Raw genomic sequence first — 18,056 nt, 5'->3', positions numbered from 1 at the left:
AGGCTGGGTGTCGGACAGACAATAGTCAGCCTGCGCAGAAGCCGACGGTAGACTGCATCCGTGCCAGAAGGAGTGCTGGACCCAGACAAACGGCGCACCAGGATCATCTCCGCGGTGCTGGCCGTGCTGCTCGGCTGGCTCATCGTCGGCTACCCGGCCGCCATTCTGGCATTCATCGCGATGGTCAGTTTCAGCGGCTGCTTCCTGGAATGTTCGGAGCCGGATCCGTTCGGCGGAGTCCTCACCCTCAGTGCGGCGCTGATCCTGGTTGCCGCACCGTTGCTGGTCGCCTGGAGCATCCTGAAACCCGGCTCGCCGGCGTGGAAGTTCGGCGCCGGCGCCGTCGTGATTCTGGCCGGGGTCTTCCTGTACGGCCAGCTGGCCGGAGCGCTCTGACGGGCCGGGTGCCCGGGAGTTGACCCCCCCTTCGGGAGCTGTCGCCGTGACGATGAAATCAGGCCCGGCTGCTGAAATTAGCTCCGGCTGCGCAGGGCGGACCAGGCGTCCAAAGCGTAATAGGTCTGCCGCTGGTAGACCAGAGGCTGGGCGATCGAGCCGCCGTCGAGAATCTGCAGCACCTGAGCAGCAAGGACGATGCCGGTTCCGGCGGGCATCCGGTCAAGGGGTTTGCAGCGGAGCGCTGTGCCGACGCCGCGGATGATCGGTTCGCCGGTCGGCGCCGTGTACCAGTCCATGTTGAACCCGAAGCGGTGCGAACCGGGACGTGCGAAAAGCTCGGCAAGCCCGCGGTTGGCGGTAGTGAGCAGGTGGACGGCAAGCGTTTCGGCCACGAGCAGTGCGGCTCCGGATTCGCTGCTGGGCATGATGGAAAGCGCAAGCACGGGAGGCTCCGCAGACACGGAAATCACGGAAGACGCGGTGATGCCTGCCGGCCCATCCGGTCCCGCAGCGGTCACAATTGCTACACCTGCTGGATGGTCGGCGAACGCGGCGCGGAAGGCGGCGGCGAGGCCTGAAGGCTGAGCGTCCTGCGGCATGGGCGCCATGCTGACTCCTTCCTGCAAGGGGCCGACGGCCGAAAGCCCTTACTGCCCATGCTAGGACGGCGAAGTACGCCGCGCCAGAGAACTCAGGCCGGGAGCCGCCGGTTCCGGCCCGCCAGCCTTGCCTCCCAAGCGCATGCGAGGGTTGCAAGTGCGGGAGACTGTTCTTATGCGTAAGCCACTAGTGCCACTCGTCGCGGTATTGGCTGCATCCCTCGCAGGGTGCATGACCGAGGCGTGCCCGGCCATCGGCTGGTCCAGCAGTCTGACCGTCGAGCTGACTGGTGCGACCTCCCAGGTCCACCTCGTCGAATTGTGTTCTGAGGGAGTCTGCTCGGATCCAGTGCAGCGCGCTCCGGACAAGGGGTCGAAGAATTTTTCTACAGTTCCGTCCACCGGCGCTGTAAGCATGGGCACCGTAAGTGAGGGCAGGGAGCCGGAAGATCCTTCCACGTTTTCCGCTTCCCGGGTGGATGACAACACCTGGCGCATGGGCTTCATGATGCAGGCCCCCACTGTTGTGACCGTCCGGGCGCTCACGGACGGCGGGAAAGTCTTGGCGGAAGCAGACTTCATTTTGAAGTGGAAGCGGGTGGGCGGCAGCGAACAATGCGGCGGCCCGATGAAGGCAGATCCCGTCGTTCTCGATCTGTGAGCCGGCAGAATTTGATGGGGAAGTCGAATAAGTAGCGCCATCGTCGGCATCTTCGGCGACGATTGAATGACAGCGCAGGCCGTTTCGACGTCGACGCGACGCCGGATCTGCGGAAGGAGAACAGCGTGTCGCCAACAGCGGAAAGGTCCGGCCCGGAGCCGGGCAGCGGAGCGGCCAGGACCGAAGCCGGAGGCGACAAGCCGTCAGGGCGCGCTGGGCAGCGAATGCTGCAGTTAGTGCAGCGCCCCGAATTCGTCACCGACCTGCTGCAAATCGTCAAGAGCGTGATCGCGGCGACGGGTGCCTGGTGGCTCGCGGTGATGGTCTTGAAATCCCCCTTACCGTTCCTGGCTCCCTGGACGGCGCTGTTGACCGTCCATGCCACGGTGTATCGGTCGCTGTCCCGCGGGGTGCAAATGACCGTTGCCTCCGCAGCTGGCGTTGGGCTCTCGTTCTTCATCGGCAACTACCTTGGCGTCAGTGTCTGGACCTTTGCCCTGGCGCTGTTCGTCGGCCTGGCCGTGGCCCGAATCCGTTGGATCCGTGACGAGGGAGTGGCGGTCGCAACCACGGCGATTTTCGTTCTCGGCAGTGGATTCTCCAGTCAGGAACCGTTGTTGCTCAATCGGTTGGTCGAGGTTGGCGTGGGAGCGGCGGTGGGCATCGCGGTCAATATACTGATCGTCCCCCCGCTGCGGGAGCACCAAGCCGCCCGGCACGTCGACAGCATCAACCGCCGCATGGGCAAAGTCCTGGTCAACATTGCGGGCGAATTCTCCGACTCGTGGAACACCGGCAAAGCCGAAGCATGGTTCAGTGAAATCGAAGCAATGACCCAGGAGCTGGAATCGGCATGGCAATGGGTGCGGTTCGCCCGCGAAAGCCGGCGTGGCAACCCCCGTCACCACTTTCCGATGTCAAGCAAGTCGAGCAAGCCAAACAACGGACGACGGCGATCCGGAGAGGCCGATCAAGAGGTCAACTATGAGGAAATCCTTCTTCGTGTTGATGAAGGACTCTCGCATCTGCGACATCTGGCCCGTACGCTGCGCGATGCCGCCTACGCTCCGGGTGAATGGGACACACGGTTCCGGCGGCAGTGGGTCGGTATTGTCCGCGACTCCGGCCGGGTCATCGCCGATCCTGATGCCGAAGTGGAGCCCATCCGCGACCGGCTCACAGCCTTGGCCTCAAACATGTCGGATGGCGAAGACTTACCCCGAAGCGCGTGGCCAATTTACGGTTCTCTCATCGCCAGCATGCGCCACATCATCGTCATCGTCGATGATGTCGCCTCCTCACGGGAGGCCCGCGAAGCCACGAGCGGAAACCAGAAGGCATAACGCCGACAGCTTAGGGTGTTTCCTGCTCATCTCCGGGCAGGACAGGATCGGGTGATCCGCCGGGCATGGCGGGATCCGTGGGTCCGCTGGGGATCCCGGGAGCAGGAGACTCAGTGGTTTCCACTACATCCTGCGGTGTTTCCTCTGGCTCAGTATCGTCGCATCCCACGAGGAAAAGCGCGCTAAGTGCCACGACCGCCAAAAGCTTCTTCGCTGCTGCCTTAGCGTCCATGTTCTGCTCCTGCGATGGATTCTGAGTTCGCTTGGCCCCTATACAACAGGGTCTCAGCCCGGCCTATCCTTCACAAGGGCCCGAGCCAGCGGCGCAGCGGATCCGCTTGCGGTTCCTCAACATAGGCTCACGCTGGAATCCCCTCAACACTGCTGGGAGCTCTAGGCTGAAGGTAGCCGTGATGCAATGCGCGGCCTCATACTTTTGGTTCCCTTCTGATCAGCTCCGGATGGTTCCCGAAGACAATCAGAAACGAGGCCATTCCATGGCCGAGGCGACGAACGAAGTATTCGGGACCGGCATCGCCGAGTATCTGCAGGATTTGGTGCTCACTAGCTCCGATGTCGAGGTTTTCCTGCGCGAACTGGCGGTTTTCTCCGCCGCCAGGCTCTCCGAGCCCGAACAGAGTATCTACTGCGGGGTCACTCTGGCCCGGCGGAAAAAAGCCGTGACGATTGCCAGCAGCGATGAGAACGCACGGGAACTGGACGAACTGCAGAACACGTTCGGAGACGGCCCTTGCCTGACGGCCATCAGGGAAAACGAAAGCGTCCTCGTTCCAGATGTGGATATCGAGCACCGCTGGCCCGAGTACATGGGCGCGGTGAAGGACCGGGGTGCCGTGGCAGTTGCTTAGCCGTAAGCAACGGAGTCAGATCCGTCCTCGGGGTCCCGCTGGCGCTTGACGGAGAAGCCGGCGCGAGCCTGAATCTCTATGCCGGATCCGCCAACGGATTTTCCGGCGAAGCGATCGACCGGGCCGAGGAGTATGCCCTCAGGGCCTCCAAGGCTCTGAACCTGTCAGTGCGCATGGCCCAGCTCACCGATGCCCGGGACAATCTGAAGGCCACCATGGAATCGCGGACCACCATCGATCTGGCGGTTGGAATTGTCATGGGGCAAAACCGCTGCAGCCAGGAGGCCGCCTTCAAGATCCTCAAGAATGCGTCCAGCACGCGCAACGTCAAGCTTCGCGAAGTCGCGGCGACCATCGTCGCCTCTGTTAATCGCGACCGTGAGATAGAGACTCCGTTCGACGAGTAGATCCTGGGCCTGGTGCCGGCTTCATCGGCGAGCCAGCCGCTTCAATACTTTCTCGGGAAGGTGCGGACAAGTGAACGAAGCAGACCAGCAGATCTTGACCGCGGCCGTGCTGTCCGAGGTAGGCTCAGGCGTCTCCATGCTGTGGATCCATTACCTGAGCATCGGCGGAACTGACTCCGAAGGTGCCATGGCGGCGTACATCGACGTCGAAGGCGTCCTGCCTGTCAAAGAACGTGACCTAGTCTCCCAAGCACTCAATGAACTGGTCATGGATTCTCCCTTGTCGCTCCAGGCGCCCTGCAGCGACACTCCTCTCGCATTGGAACCTGGCTCCTAGCGCAGCTATCGCAGCCTTCGGAACCTTCCGCCCCTTGGCACAGCCGCGTCGAGACGTACGGCAGCAACGAAGCCGGAGGACCGGGAACTTGAACCAGGCGGTTGTGGGCGCACCGACAGGGTCCTGATTCCTCTTGGCGCGGCCGGCGCAAACGTCAACATTGCGCTATGGCCCACCGTGTCTTTCGAAGTGCATTGGTAGCGGGTCCCAATGTTGTCCTGCAGCAGAATGTCGGACAGCGCCGTAGTTTCCATCGCCGTCGGGCAATGGACGTGAATGATGACCTTGTCGTCCCAAAGCTCCAAAGAGGTGACGAGGAAACGTCTATGGTCATCGAAGTACTGGTATGTACAGGACTGGGGAATAACGACGGCGAGTGGCCCGCCGCTGTAGGACAATTCCGTTCCTGCGGTTGGAGTGGACCGGTGGCCGGTGTGGACTTCTTGCCCCGTGGTCATGACGCGTACCGATTAGACGCAACATATTCCAGGGCACTTTGCCTTTCCGGTCTTGTGAGGTTCTGCGAAGCCCCGCAGCTAGCGCAGACCAAGACGCCAGGTCTGTCGGCTCTGGCCGCGGGTTGGTTGGCCCACTCCATCAGCCGATGTTCGCTGGTCTGGTCACATGCGGGGCAATGGATTTCAAAGGTTGCCAGGAGGCGTGAAGCCGGACGGCTCGACAGGATCATGGTGATTCCTCCGTGCTTACCTGAAGCGGCGTTGAGCAGGTATTGCGATGGAGGGCCGCTGCAGGAGGGGTGCCGTGGCAGTTGCTTAGCCGTAAGCAGAGGTGCAACTATTTCACGCCTAAACCTTCATGCGGTCAAGACTTCAGGGAAGACTGGTTGGGCCTTCAGCCGGTACGGCGCGCCACAACGCGGCCCAATCCCTTGACCGCGGCAAAGATCAGCAAGCCTGCAGCCATTTTGCGCACGGCGGTTTTTCGTCTTCCGTGCCATCCACCTTCCATTGTCGCTGAAGGACCATTGGGCAGGGGCTCATAGATATTTCCCGTTGACGGTGGGGACGGTTCCTTACGGGACAGTTGCGCGCTGTTTACCTGGACCGCCATCATGGTCTCGATGGCGCGTGGAGTGAGCCTGTGCTGCAATGCCATCGCACGTCCCAACGGGCCGACGATTGTTTCTGCGCGAGGCGAAAGCGCGACGTCGACAATGGTGCGGGCTGCTTTTTGAGGTGCGTAGACCGGAGGCATGGCCAGCGCCTTCCGCCCGGTGTAGTTGGCTCCATGCTCAAAGAACGGGGTATCAATTGTCGCCGGCATCACCGTGCAGATTTTGATCCGCTTCCTGCCGGCCAGACGCAGCTCCGAACGCAGGCTTACGTCTAACTCCCGGACCGCAGCCTTGGACATCGAGTAGGCCGAGGTATAGGGCTGGGCGATTTCCCCTACAACCGATGAGACGTTCACAATGACGCCGGACCCTTGTGCCTGCATCTGTTCCAGCGCGGCCCTGCAGCCGTGGACGTAGCCCATGACGTTGACGTCCATGACCCGCCGGAAGTCCGCGAGCGGTACGTCGGAAAACGGCGCAAAGACGCCCACGGCCGCGTTGTTGACCCAGATATCTATCCGGCCGAAGCGGCCAACTGCCTGCTCTGTCAACCGTTGTACCGCCTCGGCGTCGCTGACATCCGTTGGGACGGCCAGGGCTTCGCCACGCAGACGTTCACACTCGGCCGCTAATTCTTCCAACGCCGGTCCACGGCGGGCGGCGAGGACAACCTTTGCTCCCTTGCTGGCGAAGCGGAGAGCAGTGGCGCGCCCTATTCCAGAGGAAGCTCCGGTAACAACGACAACGGAATTTCTTGCCCGCACTGTGGCTCCTCTCGATTGTGGACGAACCCTAAACGCGGGTCTTTCGGCCTGGGGAAGTCCAGTGCGGGCTGAAGCTATCGAGGAAAATGTAAGCACCCACCCCTGCGGTCAAAAACCCCATGACCCCCAGTATCGTGAGCTGCAGGCTAATACCCAGGATGACCAGAGCAAGACCGGCGATTGTGACCAGCAGACCGTAAACCTTTCGAGCATCCGGCCTATTGGATAGTCTCCGGGCGCCCAGCTTCCGGGCAAGATGGGGGTCTTGCGCGGCGAGCTCCTCTTCGAGCTCGCGGAGGCGCTTGCGCTCATCGTCCGACAACGGCATCGAAGTCTTCTTCCTTGGCGCGGTCCGGGTGTTCAGCACCTGGCCGCGGGGTTGTGCTTTTCCTTCACATTATGGGCACTTTCCCGGCCACTCTCCAGAGTTCGCCGTCGTATCTTTCACGGGCTGTTGCGTTGACGCAGGTCAGAGATAAGCGGCAGGCAGATGCGTGCGCCGGACAGCGTCGAAGACGACGTCGGTGAGCTTGCCGTGGCGGGCGAAGACAGCCCGCTGGCGGTCTGCTCCTGTTCCAGTGCGGACAATCCGGCTGGCCAGGTGCTTGATCGGTTCCAGGTCTCCGGTTTCGGTCAGGACCGGTTCCACGTACTTGAGCAAAGCGCCGACGGCGGATCGTGCCGGACAACGCCCGTTCCGCAACGGATGGATCAGATCGTCAGCGACGGCGGACTTGCTTGCCCGCCAGGACGCGAGCCGCAGCAGTTCCGTCGGAACGGCCAGTGGTGGCCGGCCGTCAAGCCACTCCCGGGCCGCCGTCTCGACAAGGGCACGGCACATGCCGGCCAGCGCCGCGGCGTGGTCTGCTTCGAGGCAGACGTCGGCGACGCGAATTTCCACGGTGGGCTGGCGTCTGCTGAGGCGGGCATCGAAGTAAATCATTCCCTCGTCGAGCAGTACATCGCAGTCCAGGAGAACCCGCACAAGGTTGTGGTAGGCGGAGGCAGACCCGAAAAGATCGGTGGGTCCCGCGGTGGGCCAGCGTTTCCAGACCTGGTACCGGAAGCTGGCATAGCCGCTGTCGGCGCCCTGCCAGTAAGGGGAGTTGCCGCTCAGGGCAAGCAGGATGGGTAGCCAGACCCGGATCCGGTCAAGGACCGCAACGGCTTCGTCGTCGGAAGCAACGCCGATGTGGATATGGAAGCCGCAGGTGAGCTGCTCGCGTAGCGTCATCCCGTAGCGGCCTTCCATCGCTTGATAGCGCGGGCGCCGGACCAGCTGGGTGGAAGCGGGCAACGGATAGGTGCCGAGCGCAACGGCCCTGGCGCCGAACCGCTTGGCCTGCCGGTCGGCCTCGGCCCTGCCCGCGCGCAGGCCTGCTGCCAGCTTCCTCAGGTCCTTGTACGGTGCCGACACGGCTTCAAGCTGCTCCTGCTTCAGCTCCGGAACAAGCGCGCCGGTGTAGGCAATCGTGGAATCCGCCGTCCCTGGCATGGACGGATCCGCCTGCTGGTTGTCCCCGAGCAGCTGCTCGGAAACCGGGGCCAGAGCTCCGGTCTTTGCGTCCACCAGAAGCAGCTCTTCCTCGACACCGAAGCTGCGCATATCTTTAGTTTTCACCATGGGGGAGCGCCGCGGAACGGCAAGCTGCAAAATAGATCATTGGGTAAACAAGTGGCCCCGGGATCATGTTGGAGGCGGGGACCAAGCACCCGAATTCGATTCCCGCAGCAGCGGAGTACTTGGAAAGCGCGGCTAACAAACCAAGGGGTTGTAGCACCGCGTCGAATACGACAAAATAAAAAGCACCCTTAGTATCCGCTATAGGCTCCGGCGCAGCTCCTTCCTCGTGTCGCTGAGGGCAGCGCGCGGGTGATGTCAGAGCTTGTCGCGACGCTGAAGCGGGCAAACTTCAAGAGTTCCCTGGGCAGGGAGGCGCCAGCAATGACCTACAACCCGCAGAACCCGAACGAGAACATCGACAGCGACGAAATCGAAGAACTCCAACAGGACGAAACCCTCACTCCGGCAGACCGTATGGACTTTATTGCCAACAGCGTCGCGGCGGGGGGAGACCTGGATGCCGCCAAAAGTTCAGCGGGAGCGGTCAACGATGAGAGGGACACTCCTGGTGCCAGATAAGAATAAAGCCGCCGTCCCGGTAGCCCCTGCCGGCTTCTTCGCGGCACCTCGTGATCTTTTAGGCTTCGCCGCTTGGATTGGCCCCTCCGAGGGCCGGGTAACGACCACGTGGACCCCCGGCGCCGGTATCCTGATCCACCTTGAAGATCCCGAGGACCTAAGCTTCGCAGAGGCGGAACGGGTACTGGCGCAGCTGTCGAAGGTGTTGGAACAGCTCAAGGAACAACGGTAGAGCGTGTGAACAAGCACTACGAGTTGCGGACCATCAATGAAATCGATGGACTGGGCAGCCCTGAGCCCATGAAGCCGCGTTGGATTGACTACGAGTGGCCGAACGTCGAAGGGCTGGACAACGGGTACCTTGAAGGCGGCCGCTATGCAGCCTTCCGGATCGACAAGGGCAATACCAGCGATGGGTGGCGGGCGCTCAACGACCTCGTCGGCGCCATCAGCGGTCAGCAAAAATCGAGGCAGACGAAAGGTTCGAAATCTGCCTTCCGCCCGAACACATGAGCATCGTGGAGTCCGGCATGGGAGCCGAGCAGATCCGCGAAGCCATGAAGATGCTCCGCAGCACAGCAGCAGAAGAGCTTTAGCGCCGCGTTCGGGCTGATCATCCTCGGTTTGCTGCATCTGGTTACCGGCAGCTGGGCCATCGGCGCTCTACCCATCAGCGGGGGCGGCTACTGCTCTATCGCCTTCGGCGCCCTCCATGGCATGGTGAGAAATAACAGTTACGAGGAGAAGCCTTCGTCCGGCCTGACGACAAAGTGCACAGGACAGCATCGACGAGGAGGAGACCTTGAATAAGGAAGAACCACCTGCCTTGCAGGGGCGGACCTGACGCCGATTGGCTGGAGCAGCAAACACCGGTTCTGCTTGATGATCCGGAAGCCAATCCTGTTGCAGATCCGAAGCTGACGCTGTACCGGGATTAGCATTGCGAGGCGTGCCTCACGACGGCAGAACATTCAGAAGACAAATGCGCCGTTTGTGCAATCCGACCATTGATCAAAAGGCAGAGCTGGACGGACGTGGCTGCTTGGCTGAAGATCGCGAAATTTGTACCGTTGCCGTCGTACGTGGCCCCAGGGGATACGCGCTGCCTGCCCAGACTTTCACCGACCAACCACCCCTCACCGGACCTCTCGTTTAGGCTCACCCTAGGAGTCCCGGAACGAAAATTACAGGTTATTGACAGTACTGGACGACAGCGTGAAAATATTTTCACGGAGCCCCTCGACGGGATTCCGGAGGTCAGGCTGATGCGCCTTCGCATCTAACCGTTCATCGAGACGGACCATGCGCCTCCCGGATCCCTTCCGGGGGCTTCGTTGTGCTTCCAGCCTCTCGCGCAGCGCCCGCCGGATTTTCTGCCAATCCGGGTCCAGACCTTGAAAACGGCCCTTCCAACATGGAAGGTAGTAAGCACACTTAGCACCTCTGCAGGGTATCCCAACGAGTCTTGCCAGAGAAGGAGCGGAACAGTGTCACCCACACCAAAACAACCCATCACCGATGACAGCATCAGGGTTCGCCAACTCAGCCACTACCAGTTCACCTGGGTGGCCGGCGAGCCGGGAGCTCCAGGCACCTGGACCTTGCAGCTTGTCCTGGACGAGGGCGCCTGGGAAGAAGTCTTGACCCTTGACGCCGACGACGCCGACAACCTGCAGGATCTGCTCTCCACGGCAGAGACGGTGTACTACGACATCGGCCGGCGCACCTTGATGTTCGGTACCACCAAGGCCGGCCATCAGTAACCCAGCCCACTCCAGCCACCATCCATAGGAGCCCAACATGTCCGGAAATCTCTTCGCACGGTCGGTCCACGACCTCACCGCAGCCACGTGGTTCGGAGGATCCCTGATGGGAGCCGTCGGACTCAACGGAGCTGCAGCCAAGGCACAGAATCCTGCCGAACGCACCCGCCTGTCCAGCCTTGGCTGGAAGAAATGGGCGCCGGTGCAGACTGCTGCCTTCGCATCCCACATCATGGCGGGGTTGCCGCTGATGTGGGAGAACAAGGGGCGAATGGCCAAACAGGAAGGCGCCACCCGGCTCACGGTTGTCAAGACCGGCGTCACCCTGCTCGGCGCCCTGGTCACGCTTTATGCCGGCATTCTTGGCAAGAAAGTCGAGCAGCTGGCAAGCGAAGGGGCCGAAGGCGCAACCGAGCCGGCACCCACGGCATCGGCTGAGCTGAAGGCGGCCCAGAAACAGCTGAAGGTGCTTCAGTGGACCATCCCGGTCTTCGCCGGAACCGTCATCGTGCTGGGGGCGAAGCACGGGGAAATGCAGCGGCCCAAGCGCATCTTCGAGGGGCTGCTCAAGCACTGAGAAACCTGCCCCAAAAGCGCAGAAACCCGCCCAATCGCGGAAGGTATTCTGGATAGATGAGTGTCGAAGCCCAGTCAAACGTCACCTTTGACGGCCAGTTCGCCCGCGAGCTCGCGGAGCTGGCCGTTCCGTGGCAGGCGGAGGAAGCTCCCGACCCGCGGCTGCTCGTGCTCAACGAGCCGCTGGCGACGGAGCTGGGCTTCGACCCCGCGTCTCTGCGGAAGGCCGAGGGCCTGCGCCTGCTGATCGGCAACACGGTACCCAGCGGTGCCACTCCGGTTGCCCAGGGCTACGCCGGCCACCAGTTCGGCTTCTACTCGCCGCGTCTGGGCGACGGACGCGCTCTCCTGCTCGGTGAAATCGCCGACGCCGACGGCGGCCTCCGGGACCTCCATCTCAAGGGTTCCGGCCGCACGCCGTTCGCCCGCGGGGGCGACGGACTGGCCGCGGTCGGTCCGATGCTGCGCGAGTACGTGGTCAGCGAGGCGATGCACGCTTTGGGCATCCCCACCACCCGCTCCCTCGCCGTGGTTGCGACGGGGCGGCCGGTACGCCGCGAGACCCTGCTGCCGGGAGCCGTGCTCACCCGCGTGGCAAGCAGCCATCTGCGCGTGGGCAGCTTCCAGTACACCCGTTCAATGAACGACGACGACCTGCTGCGCCGGCTGGCCGACCATGCGATCGCACGCCACCATCCCGGAGCGGCGGACGCGGATAACCCCTATCTCGCCCTGTTCCAAGAAGTGGTCGCCACCCAGGCGTCCCTCGTGGCCCGCTGGATGCTGGTGGGTTTCATCCACGGCGTGATGAACACCGACAACATGACCATCTCGGGGGAGACCATCGACTATGGGCCGTGCGCCTTCATGGACGCTTTCGACCCGGCCACGGTCTACAGCTCGATCGACGAAAACGGCCGCTACGCCTACGGCAACCAGCCGCTGGTGGCGGAGTGGAACCTCGCCCGCCTCGCGGAGGCTCTGCTGCCTCTGCTCCACGAGGACCAGGAACAGGCCGTCGCGCTCGCACAGGAATCGCTCGGCGCCTTCCACAGTCAGTACAGCGCTGCCTGGCTGACCGGCATGAAAGCAAAACTCGGTCTGCCCGACAGCCTCGACGACGACGTCGCTTCGCCGCTGGTGGACGAGCTCTTCACTCTGCTGCAGGAAGCCCACCTGGACTACACATCCTTCTTCCGGAGCCTCGCCAAGGCGGCCCGCGAGGACGCGGGGCCCGCGCGCTCCATGTTCCTGAGCCCGGCAGCCTTCGACGCCTGGACCGAGCGTTGGCGGGCACTCGACCCGGACGCAAACCTGATGGGCCGGACCAACCCCGTCTACATTCCCCGCAACCACCTCGTCGAGGAGGCCCTCGCCGCCGCCGTCGACGGCGACCTGGAGCCGTTCAGCCAACTCCTGGCCGCGGTGACCGCGCCTTTCGAGGAGCGCCCCGGCCTCGAGCGGTACGCCACCGCCGCACCCGAGAGCTTCGGCCCCTACCGGACCTTCTGCGGAACCTGAACGTGAACCCGCGCGCGGGCCATAACGGCCGCCGGCTTCCTTGTTGCGCTGACTTTCGGGCTGATGGACCCTGACACGTTTGAGGTGTTCGGGTACGGGCGGCAACAGCTGGGGCAAATAGGAACCTTTGCCCCCTGATTTTGAGCGCGGCTGACGCGGCTGGCACAGGACATTTCACCGATCAGGACCGAGCTTGAGCTTGCCTGGAATCCGGAGTTTCTGCGGGAAGATTTGCCGTTCAGGACACGCTGCATCCGGACCGGCTCGTCTTCGGCGTCGCTTCCAAATGGGCGGAAGGCCAGTTGAGAAGCGTCTTCAACCCCCTGCTGGCCGATGGAACGCCGGTCATCATCACGAATCTGGCCACGGCCGAGCTGGTCAAAGTCGCAGCCAACTCCTTCCTCGCCACGAAGATCTCCTTCATCAACGCGATGGCCGAAGTCTGCGAAGCTACCGGAGCGGATGTAGGCGTGCTCGCGCAGGCGCTCAGCCTGGACGGCCGGATTGGGGGCCGCTTCCTGAAACCCGGACTCGGATTCGGCGGCGGGTGCCTGCCCAAGGACATCCGCGCCTTCAAATACCGCGCCGAGCAGTTGGGCGTCGGGCAAGCCGTGAGTTTCCTGGGCGAGGTGGATTCAATCAACAACCGCCGCCGCGTACGGACGGTAGACCTCATCCGGGAGCTTTCCGGGGGAGACCTGGCAGGCGTCCGCATTGCCGCTTTGGGCGCGGCCTTCAAGCCAAATTCCGACGACGTTCGTGACGCCCCGGCGCTCGACGTCGCCCGGCTGCTCTATCTCGAGGGAGCGGTGGTGACGGTCTACGATCCGGAGGCCAACGTCAACGCCCACCGCCTCTACCCGGACCTCAACTACGTCGGCTCGCTGGCAGAAGCGGTTGCCCAGGCCGATGTGGTCGCGCTGCTCACCGAGTGGGACGAATCCGCCGCGCGGATGCCGGTGCTCTCGGAGCCCTCGTCAGGCACCGCCGCATCTTCGACGGGCGGCACGCCCTCGATGCGGACCATTACGCCTCGCACGGGTGGGACTACCGTGCCCTCGGACGTCCCTACAAGCCCAGCACGATCACGCTGCACGAAGACGCGCGGGACAAGGCTTGAAAGCAGAGAGGCAATGATGGAAGCTGGTAAGCACACTTAGCACCTTGGGGAACTGCCATCCGGATTTCAGCCTTAAAGGAGCAGGACCATGACCCCCACACCAAAGCAACCCATAACTGATGACAGCATCAAGGTCCGCCAACTCAGCCACTACCAGTTCACCTGGGTAGCCGGCGACCCAGGCAAGCCGGGAACCTGGACCCTTCAGCTCGTCCTCGATGAAGGCGCGTGGGAGGAAGTGCTGACCATCGACGCCGACGACGCCGACAACCTGCAGGATCTTCTCTCCACCGCAGAGACCGTGTACTACGACATCGGCCGCCAGACCCTCATGTTCGGTACCACCAAGGCCGGCCACCACTAGGAGCAACCGCGAATCCTTTGCCCCCTTCAAGCGGCCACGTGGTCCTGCTCGGCGACTCCGTCTTCGACAACAAGGCCTATGTCGAAGGCGGCCCCGACGTCGTTCATCAACTCCGCGGTGAACTTCCGCCCGGGTGGAAGGCAACCCTCCTGGCCATTGACGGCGACGTCATCTCAGGCGTGCCGCGGCAGCTTCGTTCCCTGCCGCTCGACGCGACCCACCTGGTGATCAGTGCCGGCGGAAACGACGCGCTGGGCTACGCCTACCTGCTGCAGTCTCCTGCGAGCTCCGTAGCGGAAGTCCTTCGGTGGTTCGGTGACGCGCAGGACCTGTTCGCGACGGATTACGAAGCCATGCGGAAGCAGCCGCGGCAACCGGGCTGCCCGCTGCTGTCTGCACGATCTATGACACTCCCGCATCCGGCCCCGACTACAGGATTATCAGGACTGCCGCGGCCTTCTTCAATGACTGCATCACCCCCGCAGCCTTCGCCCGCGGCCTGTCGCTGATCGACCTGCGACTAATCTGCAACCAGGACGGCGATTACGCCAATCCCATCGAGCCGTCGGTCCAGGGTGGCGCCAAGATCGCCCGGGCCATTGCCGCCGTCGTGGATTGTCGTCAAGTTTCCCGTACTTCCGCCGTCATCGCGGGGACGGGGTGACGGCCGGAAGCCCAGACGCACCCCAGTAATCAAGGACTGGGGCATTGTGCGGTGGTGCTGGTCAACAGGGGAGGCCAGAATGGTTACGTCGGAAGCGGCCGGGAGAACTGTCCGGTTCCGTCCGCAGCGTCTTCCTTGGGGGCGGCCGTAAACGCGGCCGGGGTGGGAACACCCGAGATCCGCGGCAACAAGTGAAATGGCTTGAAGCGAGTTGGCTTGGGGAGGCCTGGCTTCAGGCCATTTCGCATATCCGGGAAAACTCGCCGTCGAGGACGCGGCTTGCCCGGCGGCCCACATGGCCCTGGTTCCGCGGAAGTTTAGGACCCGGACAGGCCAGCGATGATCCTAGAGCTCGCGAAGGTAACAGAGCATTCTGTAGTCCTGACCAGGCTGGATGTTGGTGAAGCCATGGCGTTCGTAGAAGCGGCGGGTGTCGATATCAACCTCATCGACGTTGATGTGCATTTCGGCTGCGCCCCGCTCACGGACCCGCAGGAGCGCAGTCTTTAGCAAGGCGGTCCCGATGCCCTGGTCCCGCAGGTCGGGGTGCACGTAGAGCTCCTCAAGCTGGGCCAGAGTCCCGTCGTAATACGGCGTGGGCCGCAGGGTCAGGAATGCGAACCCGGTCGGAGCCTCAGCAGTCCCGGACAGGAGTACAAGCACGTCATCGCGAACCAGCAGTAACCTGAATCGGGCGGAGAGCTGCTCGGCGGTAGGGCCGGGTGTCTCAAACTCGTTGTTGAAGTCGTACAGCAGGCGACCGACAGTGCACGCTTGCTCGGGCGTAGCAAGGAAGACATCGGTGACGGTCATGAAGCCATTCTGAGGGTTTGCGTGCAGGTGGTGGAAGTCCTGTCATCGGGCCTCCGCCGCACAGGTCCGGACGCTGCCGGCCGGCTGCTCCGGGCCGGCCGCAAGTGCAGCCGGCCCGGATGCCTCGGTCAGCGCAGGTCGAAGCGGTCGAGCTCCATGACCTTCACCCAGGCTGCCACGAAGTCGTTGACGAACTTCTCCCCGGCGTCGTCGCTCGCGTAGACCTCGGCCAGCGCGCGGAGCTGGGAGTTGGAGCCGAAGACCAGGTCGACCGGTGTGGCGGTCCACTTCAGCTCGCCGGTGGCAACATCGCTGATCTCGTAGACGTTCTCCTCGGCCTCCGACGCCTTCCACCGAGTGCCGGGGGAGAGGATGTTGACGAAGAAGTCGTTGGTCAGGACCTGGGGCCTGTCGGTGAGAACGCCGTGGGCGGTGCCGCCGACGTTGGCGCCGAGGGCGCGCATGCCGCCGACGAGCGCTGTCATTTCCGGCGCGGAGAGGTCCAGCAGGTACGCCTTGTCCACTAGAAGGGTCTCCGGTTGGAGCTTCTCACCCGGACGGATGTAGTTGCGGAATCCGTCCGCCCGCGGCTGCAGGTACTGGACCGACTCGACGTCGGTCTGCTCCTGAGAGGCGTCGGTGCGGCCGGGGCGGAAGGGGACCATGACGTTGAATCCGGCGTCCCGGGCTGCCTTCTCCACCGCCGCGCAACCGCCGAGGACAATCAGGTCCGCCAGCGACACCTTCTTGCCGTCGGCCTGTGCGGTATTGAACTGCTGCTGCACGGCCTCCAGCGACTGCAGGGCGCCGGCCAGCTGGTCGGGCTGGTTGACCTCCCAGCTGCGCTGTGGCTCCAGCCGGATGCGGGCTCCGTTGGCGCCGCCCCGCTTGTCGGTCTTGCGGAAGGTGGAGGCAGAGGCCCAGGCCGTGCTGACAAGCTGCGGGACGGACAGGGCATCCAGGAGCTGGGCCTTGAGCGAGGCGATGTCCTGCTCACCGACCAGCTCGTGGTCCACCGCAGGGACCGGATCCTGCCACAGCTGCGGCTCGGGAACCCACGGCCCGAACATGTGCGGACCAACAGGACCCATGTCCCGGTGCAGGAGCTTGTACCAGGCCTTGGCGAATGCCAACGCGAACTCGTCCGGGTTCTCCAGGAACCGTCGGCCGATCTTTTCGTAGATCGGGTCGAAGCGTAGCGAGAGATCCGTGGTGAGCATCGTGGGCCGGTGCTTCTTCTCCGGGTCGTGGGCGTCGGGAATGATCTCCGGGGCGTCCTTGGCCACCCATTGGTGGGCGCCAGCAGGGCTCTTGACCAGCTCCCACTCGTGCTCGAACAGGATCTCCAGGAAGCGGTTGCTCCACTGCGTCGGCCGGTCCGTCCAGGTGACCTCGAGCCCGGAGGTAATCGTGTCACCGCCCTTGCCCGTCCCGTAGGTGCTGAGCCAGCCGAGTCCCTGGTCCTCCAGGTTTGCGGCCTCGGGCTCGGGGCCCACGTGTCCATCAGCATCGGCTGCGCCGTGGGTCTTGCCGAAGGTGTGGCCACCGGCGATGAGCGCAAAGGTCTCTTCGTCGTTCATCGCCATCCGTTTGAAGGTCTCGCGGATGAACGCTGCCGCGAGCTTGGGGTCCGGGTTGCCCATGGGGCCCTCGGGGTTGACGTAGATCAGGCCCATTTCCGTCGAGCCGACTTCGGGTGCCATCGTGCCTTCGCCGATGTAGCGTTCGTCGCCCAGCCATGTGTCCTCCGGTCCCCAGAAGATCTCCTCGGGTTCCCATACGTCCTCGCGGCCGAAGGCGAATCCGAAGGTCTTGAAGCCCATCGACTCGAGGGCGACGTTGCCTGCAAGGACGAGCAGGTCGGCCCAGGAGAGCTTCCGGCCGTACTTCTGTTTCACCGGCCACAGCAGCCGCCGGGCTTTGTCAAGGTTGGCGTTGTCGGGCCAGCTGTTCAACGGGGCGAACCGTTGGCTGCCGTCCCCTGCCCCGCCGCGGCCGTCGTGGACGCGGTAGGTGCCGGCGGCGTGCCAGCTCATCCGGATCATCAGGCCGCCGTAGTGGCCGAAGTCCGCGGGCCACCAGTCCTGGGAGGTGGTCAGGACCTGGATGATGTCCTGCTTGAGTCCTTCGACGTCGAGCTTCCGGAACTCCTCGCGATAGCTGTACGCGGGGCCGAGCGGGTTGCCTGCCTGGTTATGCGCGTGGAGAACGGAGAGATCAAGCTGGTTCGGCCACCAGTCCGCAACGGTCCGCGGCCGGTGCGCCTTGGGCTGCGGTGAGTCGATCGCCGGGTTCTCGCTCTCGCTGCCATGCGAGGTCACGCTGTCAGGGGCGACCGGACACCCACCTTCGACCTTGTGGTCCAGACCCTGGGCACTTCCCGGGGTGGGGATCGGGGGATGGTCCTGGTGATCGGTCATGTGCTTCCTTCCATGTGGCCGAGGCCAAGGTCGGACTCGGGCAGCCGGTCTAACCCTCCCATTTCACCATGAAGGAACGCCGCGGGGGAGAGCCTTTCGGCGAATTGCATGAAGACCTGCACCTTCGCACCAAGAGATGAGCCGCTCAGTTTGTCTGACTTTGATTGCCGTCATTGCCGTTTTGTTTCACAGCATCCTCACAGTTTGGCCACAGTGGG

The 18,056-nt window shown here is 63.3% G+C and carries 23 protein-coding genes; 15 read left to right on the top strand and 8 right to left on the bottom strand.

Annotated elements, in window-relative coordinates; all coding sequences use genetic code 11:
• Nucleotides 1-72: 72 nt before the first annotated feature.
• Nucleotides 73-396 carry a hypothetical protein gene (locus AC5RWO_RS02415; RefSeq protein WP_498729101.1) on the top strand — a complete coding sequence of 108 codons (324 nt, stop codon included), beginning with the start codon at nucleotides 73-75 and terminating at the stop codon, nucleotides 394-396.
• Between the two features lie 77 nt (nucleotides 397-473).
• On the opposite strand, the gene AC5RWO_RS02410 is transcribed toward AC5RWO_RS02415, so the two are convergent.
• Nucleotides 474-1,007 (bottom strand): flavin reductase family protein, encoded by a 534-nt coding sequence (locus AC5RWO_RS02410; protein ID WP_498729099.1) that lies wholly within the window; start codon nucleotides 1,005-1,007, stop codon nucleotides 474-476.
• Nucleotides 1,008-1,230: 223 nt separating this feature from the next.
• Here AC5RWO_RS02410 and AC5RWO_RS02405 point away from each other — a divergent pair, with 223 nt between their 5' ends.
• Both AC5RWO_RS02405 and AC5RWO_RS02400 read left to right on the top strand, forming a co-directional pair.
• The gene (locus AC5RWO_RS02405; protein WP_498729098.1) at nucleotides 1,231-1,659 is read left to right on the top strand and encodes a hypothetical protein; all 429 of its coding nucleotides are present in this window, start codon (nucleotides 1,231-1,233) and stop codon (nucleotides 1,657-1,659) included.
• Between the two features lie 125 nt (nucleotides 1,660-1,784).
• A complete protein-coding gene (locus AC5RWO_RS02400; protein ID WP_498729097.1) occupies nucleotides 1,785-3,002 on the top strand; it encodes an FUSC family protein in 1,218 nt (405 codons plus the stop codon).
• Between the two features lie 10 nt (nucleotides 3,003-3,012).
• Here the strand turns inward: AC5RWO_RS02400 and AC5RWO_RS02395 are convergent, their stop codons facing one another.
• A complete protein-coding gene (locus AC5RWO_RS02395) occupies nucleotides 3,013-3,234 on the bottom strand; it encodes a hypothetical protein (protein WP_498729096.1) in 222 nt (73 codons plus the stop codon).
• A 265-nt stretch (nucleotides 3,235-3,499) separates the two neighbouring features.
• Here AC5RWO_RS02395 and AC5RWO_RS02390 point away from each other — a divergent pair, with 265 nt between their 5' ends.
• From AC5RWO_RS02390 to AC5RWO_RS02380, 3 genes are all read left to right on the top strand, one after another.
• On the top strand, nucleotides 3,500-3,871 hold the full coding sequence (locus AC5RWO_RS02390) for a hypothetical protein (RefSeq protein ID WP_498729095.1): 372 nt from the start codon (nucleotides 3,500-3,502) through the stop codon (nucleotides 3,869-3,871).
• A gap of 173 nt (nucleotides 3,872-4,044) precedes the next feature.
• Complete coding sequence (locus AC5RWO_RS02385) at nucleotides 4,045-4,278, top strand: ANTAR domain-containing protein (protein ID WP_498729093.1); 234 nt, start codon at nucleotides 4,045-4,047, stop codon at nucleotides 4,276-4,278.
• A gap of 70 nt (nucleotides 4,279-4,348) precedes the next feature.
• Nucleotides 4,349-4,615, top strand: coding sequence for a hypothetical protein (locus tag AC5RWO_RS02380; RefSeq protein ID WP_498729092.1), 267 nt, complete (start codon nucleotides 4,349-4,351; stop codon nucleotides 4,613-4,615).
• Between the two features lie 852 nt (nucleotides 4,616-5,467).
• On the opposite strand, the gene AC5RWO_RS02375 is transcribed toward AC5RWO_RS02380, so the two are convergent.
• From AC5RWO_RS02375 to AC5RWO_RS02365, 3 genes are all read right to left on the bottom strand, one after another.
• Entirely contained in the window at nucleotides 5,468-6,454 is a 987-nt protein-coding gene (locus AC5RWO_RS02375; RefSeq protein WP_498729091.1) for an SDR family oxidoreductase, read from the bottom strand.
• Between the two features lie 28 nt (nucleotides 6,455-6,482).
• Complete coding sequence (locus AC5RWO_RS02370) at nucleotides 6,483-6,782, bottom strand: DUF3040 domain-containing protein (protein ID WP_498729089.1); 300 nt, start codon at nucleotides 6,780-6,782, stop codon at nucleotides 6,483-6,485.
• A gap of 141 nt (nucleotides 6,783-6,923) precedes the next feature.
• Nucleotides 6,924-8,078, bottom strand: coding sequence for a carboxylate-amine ligase (locus AC5RWO_RS02365; RefSeq protein WP_498729087.1), 1,155 nt, complete (start codon nucleotides 8,076-8,078; stop codon nucleotides 6,924-6,926).
• Between the two features lie 252 nt (nucleotides 8,079-8,330).
• On the opposite strand from AC5RWO_RS02365, the gene AC5RWO_RS02360 reads away from it, so the two are divergent.
• The 3 genes from AC5RWO_RS02360 to AC5RWO_RS02350 are packed head-to-tail and all read left to right on the top strand — an operon-like array spanning nucleotide 8,331 to nucleotide 9,110.
• Nucleotides 8,331-8,597, top strand: a complete 267-nt coding sequence (locus AC5RWO_RS02360; protein ID WP_498729085.1) for a hypothetical protein — start codon at nucleotides 8,331-8,333, stop codon at nucleotides 8,595-8,597.
• Nucleotides 8,587-8,829 (top strand): hypothetical protein, encoded by a 243-nt coding sequence (locus tag AC5RWO_RS02355; protein WP_498729083.1) that lies wholly within the window; start codon nucleotides 8,587-8,589, stop codon nucleotides 8,827-8,829. The genes AC5RWO_RS02360 and AC5RWO_RS02355 overlap by 11 nt, the downstream gene beginning before the upstream one ends.
• A gap of 5 nt (nucleotides 8,830-8,834) precedes the next feature.
• Nucleotides 8,835-9,110 carry a hypothetical protein gene (locus AC5RWO_RS02350; RefSeq protein ID WP_498729081.1) on the top strand — a complete coding sequence of 92 codons (276 nt, stop codon included), beginning with the start codon at nucleotides 8,835-8,837 and terminating at the stop codon, nucleotides 9,108-9,110.
• Nucleotides 9,111-9,531: 421 nt separating this feature from the next.
• Here the strand turns inward: AC5RWO_RS02350 and AC5RWO_RS02345 are convergent, their stop codons facing one another.
• Complete coding sequence (locus AC5RWO_RS02345) at nucleotides 9,532-9,876, bottom strand: hypothetical protein (protein ID WP_498729080.1); 345 nt, start codon at nucleotides 9,874-9,876, stop codon at nucleotides 9,532-9,534.
• 208 nt (nucleotides 9,877-10,084) lie between these two features.
• Here AC5RWO_RS02345 and AC5RWO_RS02340 point away from each other — a divergent pair, with 208 nt between their 5' ends.
• The 6 genes from AC5RWO_RS02340 to AC5RWO_RS02315 all read left to right on the top strand — a co-directional run bounded on the left by AC5RWO_RS02340 (nucleotide 10,085) and on the right by AC5RWO_RS02315 (nucleotide 14,450).
• Nucleotides 10,085-10,360: a hypothetical protein gene (locus tag AC5RWO_RS02340; RefSeq protein WP_498729078.1), complete on the top strand. Its 276-nt coding sequence runs from the start codon at nucleotides 10,085-10,087 to the stop codon at nucleotides 10,358-10,360.
• Nucleotides 10,361-10,397: 37 nt separating this feature from the next.
• Complete coding sequence (locus AC5RWO_RS02335; RefSeq protein WP_498729077.1) at nucleotides 10,398-10,937, top strand: hypothetical protein; 540 nt, start codon at nucleotides 10,398-10,400, stop codon at nucleotides 10,935-10,937.
• A 56-nt stretch (nucleotides 10,938-10,993) separates the two neighbouring features.
• Entirely contained in the window at nucleotides 10,994-12,457 is a 1,464-nt protein-coding gene (locus AC5RWO_RS02330) for a protein adenylyltransferase SelO (RefSeq protein WP_498729075.1), read from the top strand.
• A gap of 203 nt (nucleotides 12,458-12,660) precedes the next feature.
• A complete protein-coding gene (locus AC5RWO_RS02325) occupies nucleotides 12,661-13,617 on the top strand; it encodes a nucleotide sugar dehydrogenase (RefSeq protein ID WP_498729321.1) in 957 nt (318 codons plus the stop codon).
• Between the two features lie 48 nt (nucleotides 13,618-13,665).
• On the top strand, nucleotides 13,666-13,941 hold the full coding sequence (locus AC5RWO_RS02320) for a hypothetical protein (protein ID WP_498729073.1): 276 nt from the start codon (nucleotides 13,666-13,668) through the stop codon (nucleotides 13,939-13,941).
• 17 nt (nucleotides 13,942-13,958) lie between these two features.
• On the top strand, nucleotides 13,959-14,450 hold the full coding sequence (locus tag AC5RWO_RS02315) for an SGNH/GDSL hydrolase family protein (RefSeq protein WP_498729071.1): 492 nt from the start codon (nucleotides 13,959-13,961) through the stop codon (nucleotides 14,448-14,450).
• A gap of 500 nt (nucleotides 14,451-14,950) precedes the next feature.
• Here the strand turns inward: AC5RWO_RS02315 and AC5RWO_RS02310 are convergent, their stop codons facing one another.
• Together AC5RWO_RS02310 and katG are read right to left on the bottom strand one after the other, a co-directional pair.
• The gene (locus AC5RWO_RS02310; RefSeq protein ID WP_498729069.1) at nucleotides 14,951-15,418 is read right to left on the bottom strand and encodes a GNAT family N-acetyltransferase; all 468 of its coding nucleotides are present in this window, start codon (nucleotides 15,416-15,418) and stop codon (nucleotides 14,951-14,953) included.
• A gap of 128 nt (nucleotides 15,419-15,546) precedes the next feature.
• A complete protein-coding gene (gene katG, locus AC5RWO_RS02305) occupies nucleotides 15,547-17,838 on the bottom strand; it encodes a catalase/peroxidase HPI (protein WP_498729067.1) in 2,292 nt (763 codons plus the stop codon).
• Between the last annotated feature and the right edge of the window lie 218 nt (nucleotides 17,839-18,056).

The organism is Arthrobacter sp. B055-34, assembly GCF_059090425.1.
Note: the sequence above shows the minus strand (reverse complement) of the source record. Positions and strands in the feature narration are given on the sequence as shown.

What these genes read in the sequence shown, in the direction of transcription:
- AC5RWO_RS02410 (WP_498729099.1), bottom strand. Translation starts at nt 1,007, where the DNA reads ATGGCGCCCATGCCGCAGGACGCTCAGCCTTCAGGCCTCGCCGCCGCC.
- AC5RWO_RS02405 (WP_498729098.1), top strand. Translation starts at nt 1,231, where the DNA reads ATGACCGAGGCGTGCCCGGCCATCGGCTGGTCCAGCAGTCTGACCGTC.
- AC5RWO_RS02395 (WP_498729096.1), bottom strand. Translation starts at nt 3,234, where the DNA reads ATGGACGCTAAGGCAGCAGCGAAGAAGCTTTTGGCGGTCGTGGCACTT.
- AC5RWO_RS02390 (WP_498729095.1), top strand. Translation starts at nt 3,500, where the DNA reads ATGGCCGAGGCGACGAACGAAGTATTCGGGACCGGCATCGCCGAGTAT.
- AC5RWO_RS02385 (WP_498729093.1), top strand. Translation starts at nt 4,045, where the DNA reads ATGGCCCAGCTCACCGATGCCCGGGACAATCTGAAGGCCACCATGGAA.
- AC5RWO_RS02370 (WP_498729089.1), bottom strand. Translation starts at nt 6,782, where the DNA reads ATGCCGTTGTCGGACGATGAGCGCAAGCGCCTCCGCGAGCTCGAAGAG.
- AC5RWO_RS02365 (WP_498729087.1), bottom strand. Translation starts at nt 8,078, where the DNA reads ATGGTGAAAACTAAAGATATGCGCAGCTTCGGTGTCGAGGAAGAGCTG.
- AC5RWO_RS02360 (WP_498729085.1), top strand. Translation starts at nt 8,331, where the DNA reads ATGTCAGAGCTTGTCGCGACGCTGAAGCGGGCAAACTTCAAGAGTTCC.
- AC5RWO_RS02345 (WP_498729080.1), bottom strand. Translation starts at nt 9,876, where the DNA reads ATGCGAAGGCGCATCAGCCTGACCTCCGGAATCCCGTCGAGGGGCTCC.
- AC5RWO_RS02335 (WP_498729077.1), top strand. Translation starts at nt 10,398, where the DNA reads ATGTCCGGAAATCTCTTCGCACGGTCGGTCCACGACCTCACCGCAGCC.
- AC5RWO_RS02330 (WP_498729075.1), top strand. Translation starts at nt 10,994, where the DNA reads ATGAGTGTCGAAGCCCAGTCAAACGTCACCTTTGACGGCCAGTTCGCC.
- AC5RWO_RS02320 (WP_498729073.1), top strand. Translation starts at nt 13,666, where the DNA reads ATGACCCCCACACCAAAGCAACCCATAACTGATGACAGCATCAAGGTC.
- AC5RWO_RS02310 (WP_498729069.1), bottom strand. Translation starts at nt 15,418, where the DNA reads ATGACCGTCACCGATGTCTTCCTTGCTACGCCCGAGCAAGCGTGCACT.
- katG (WP_498729067.1), bottom strand. Translation starts at nt 17,838, where the DNA reads ATGACCGATCACCAGGACCATCCCCCGATCCCCACCCCGGGAAGTGCC.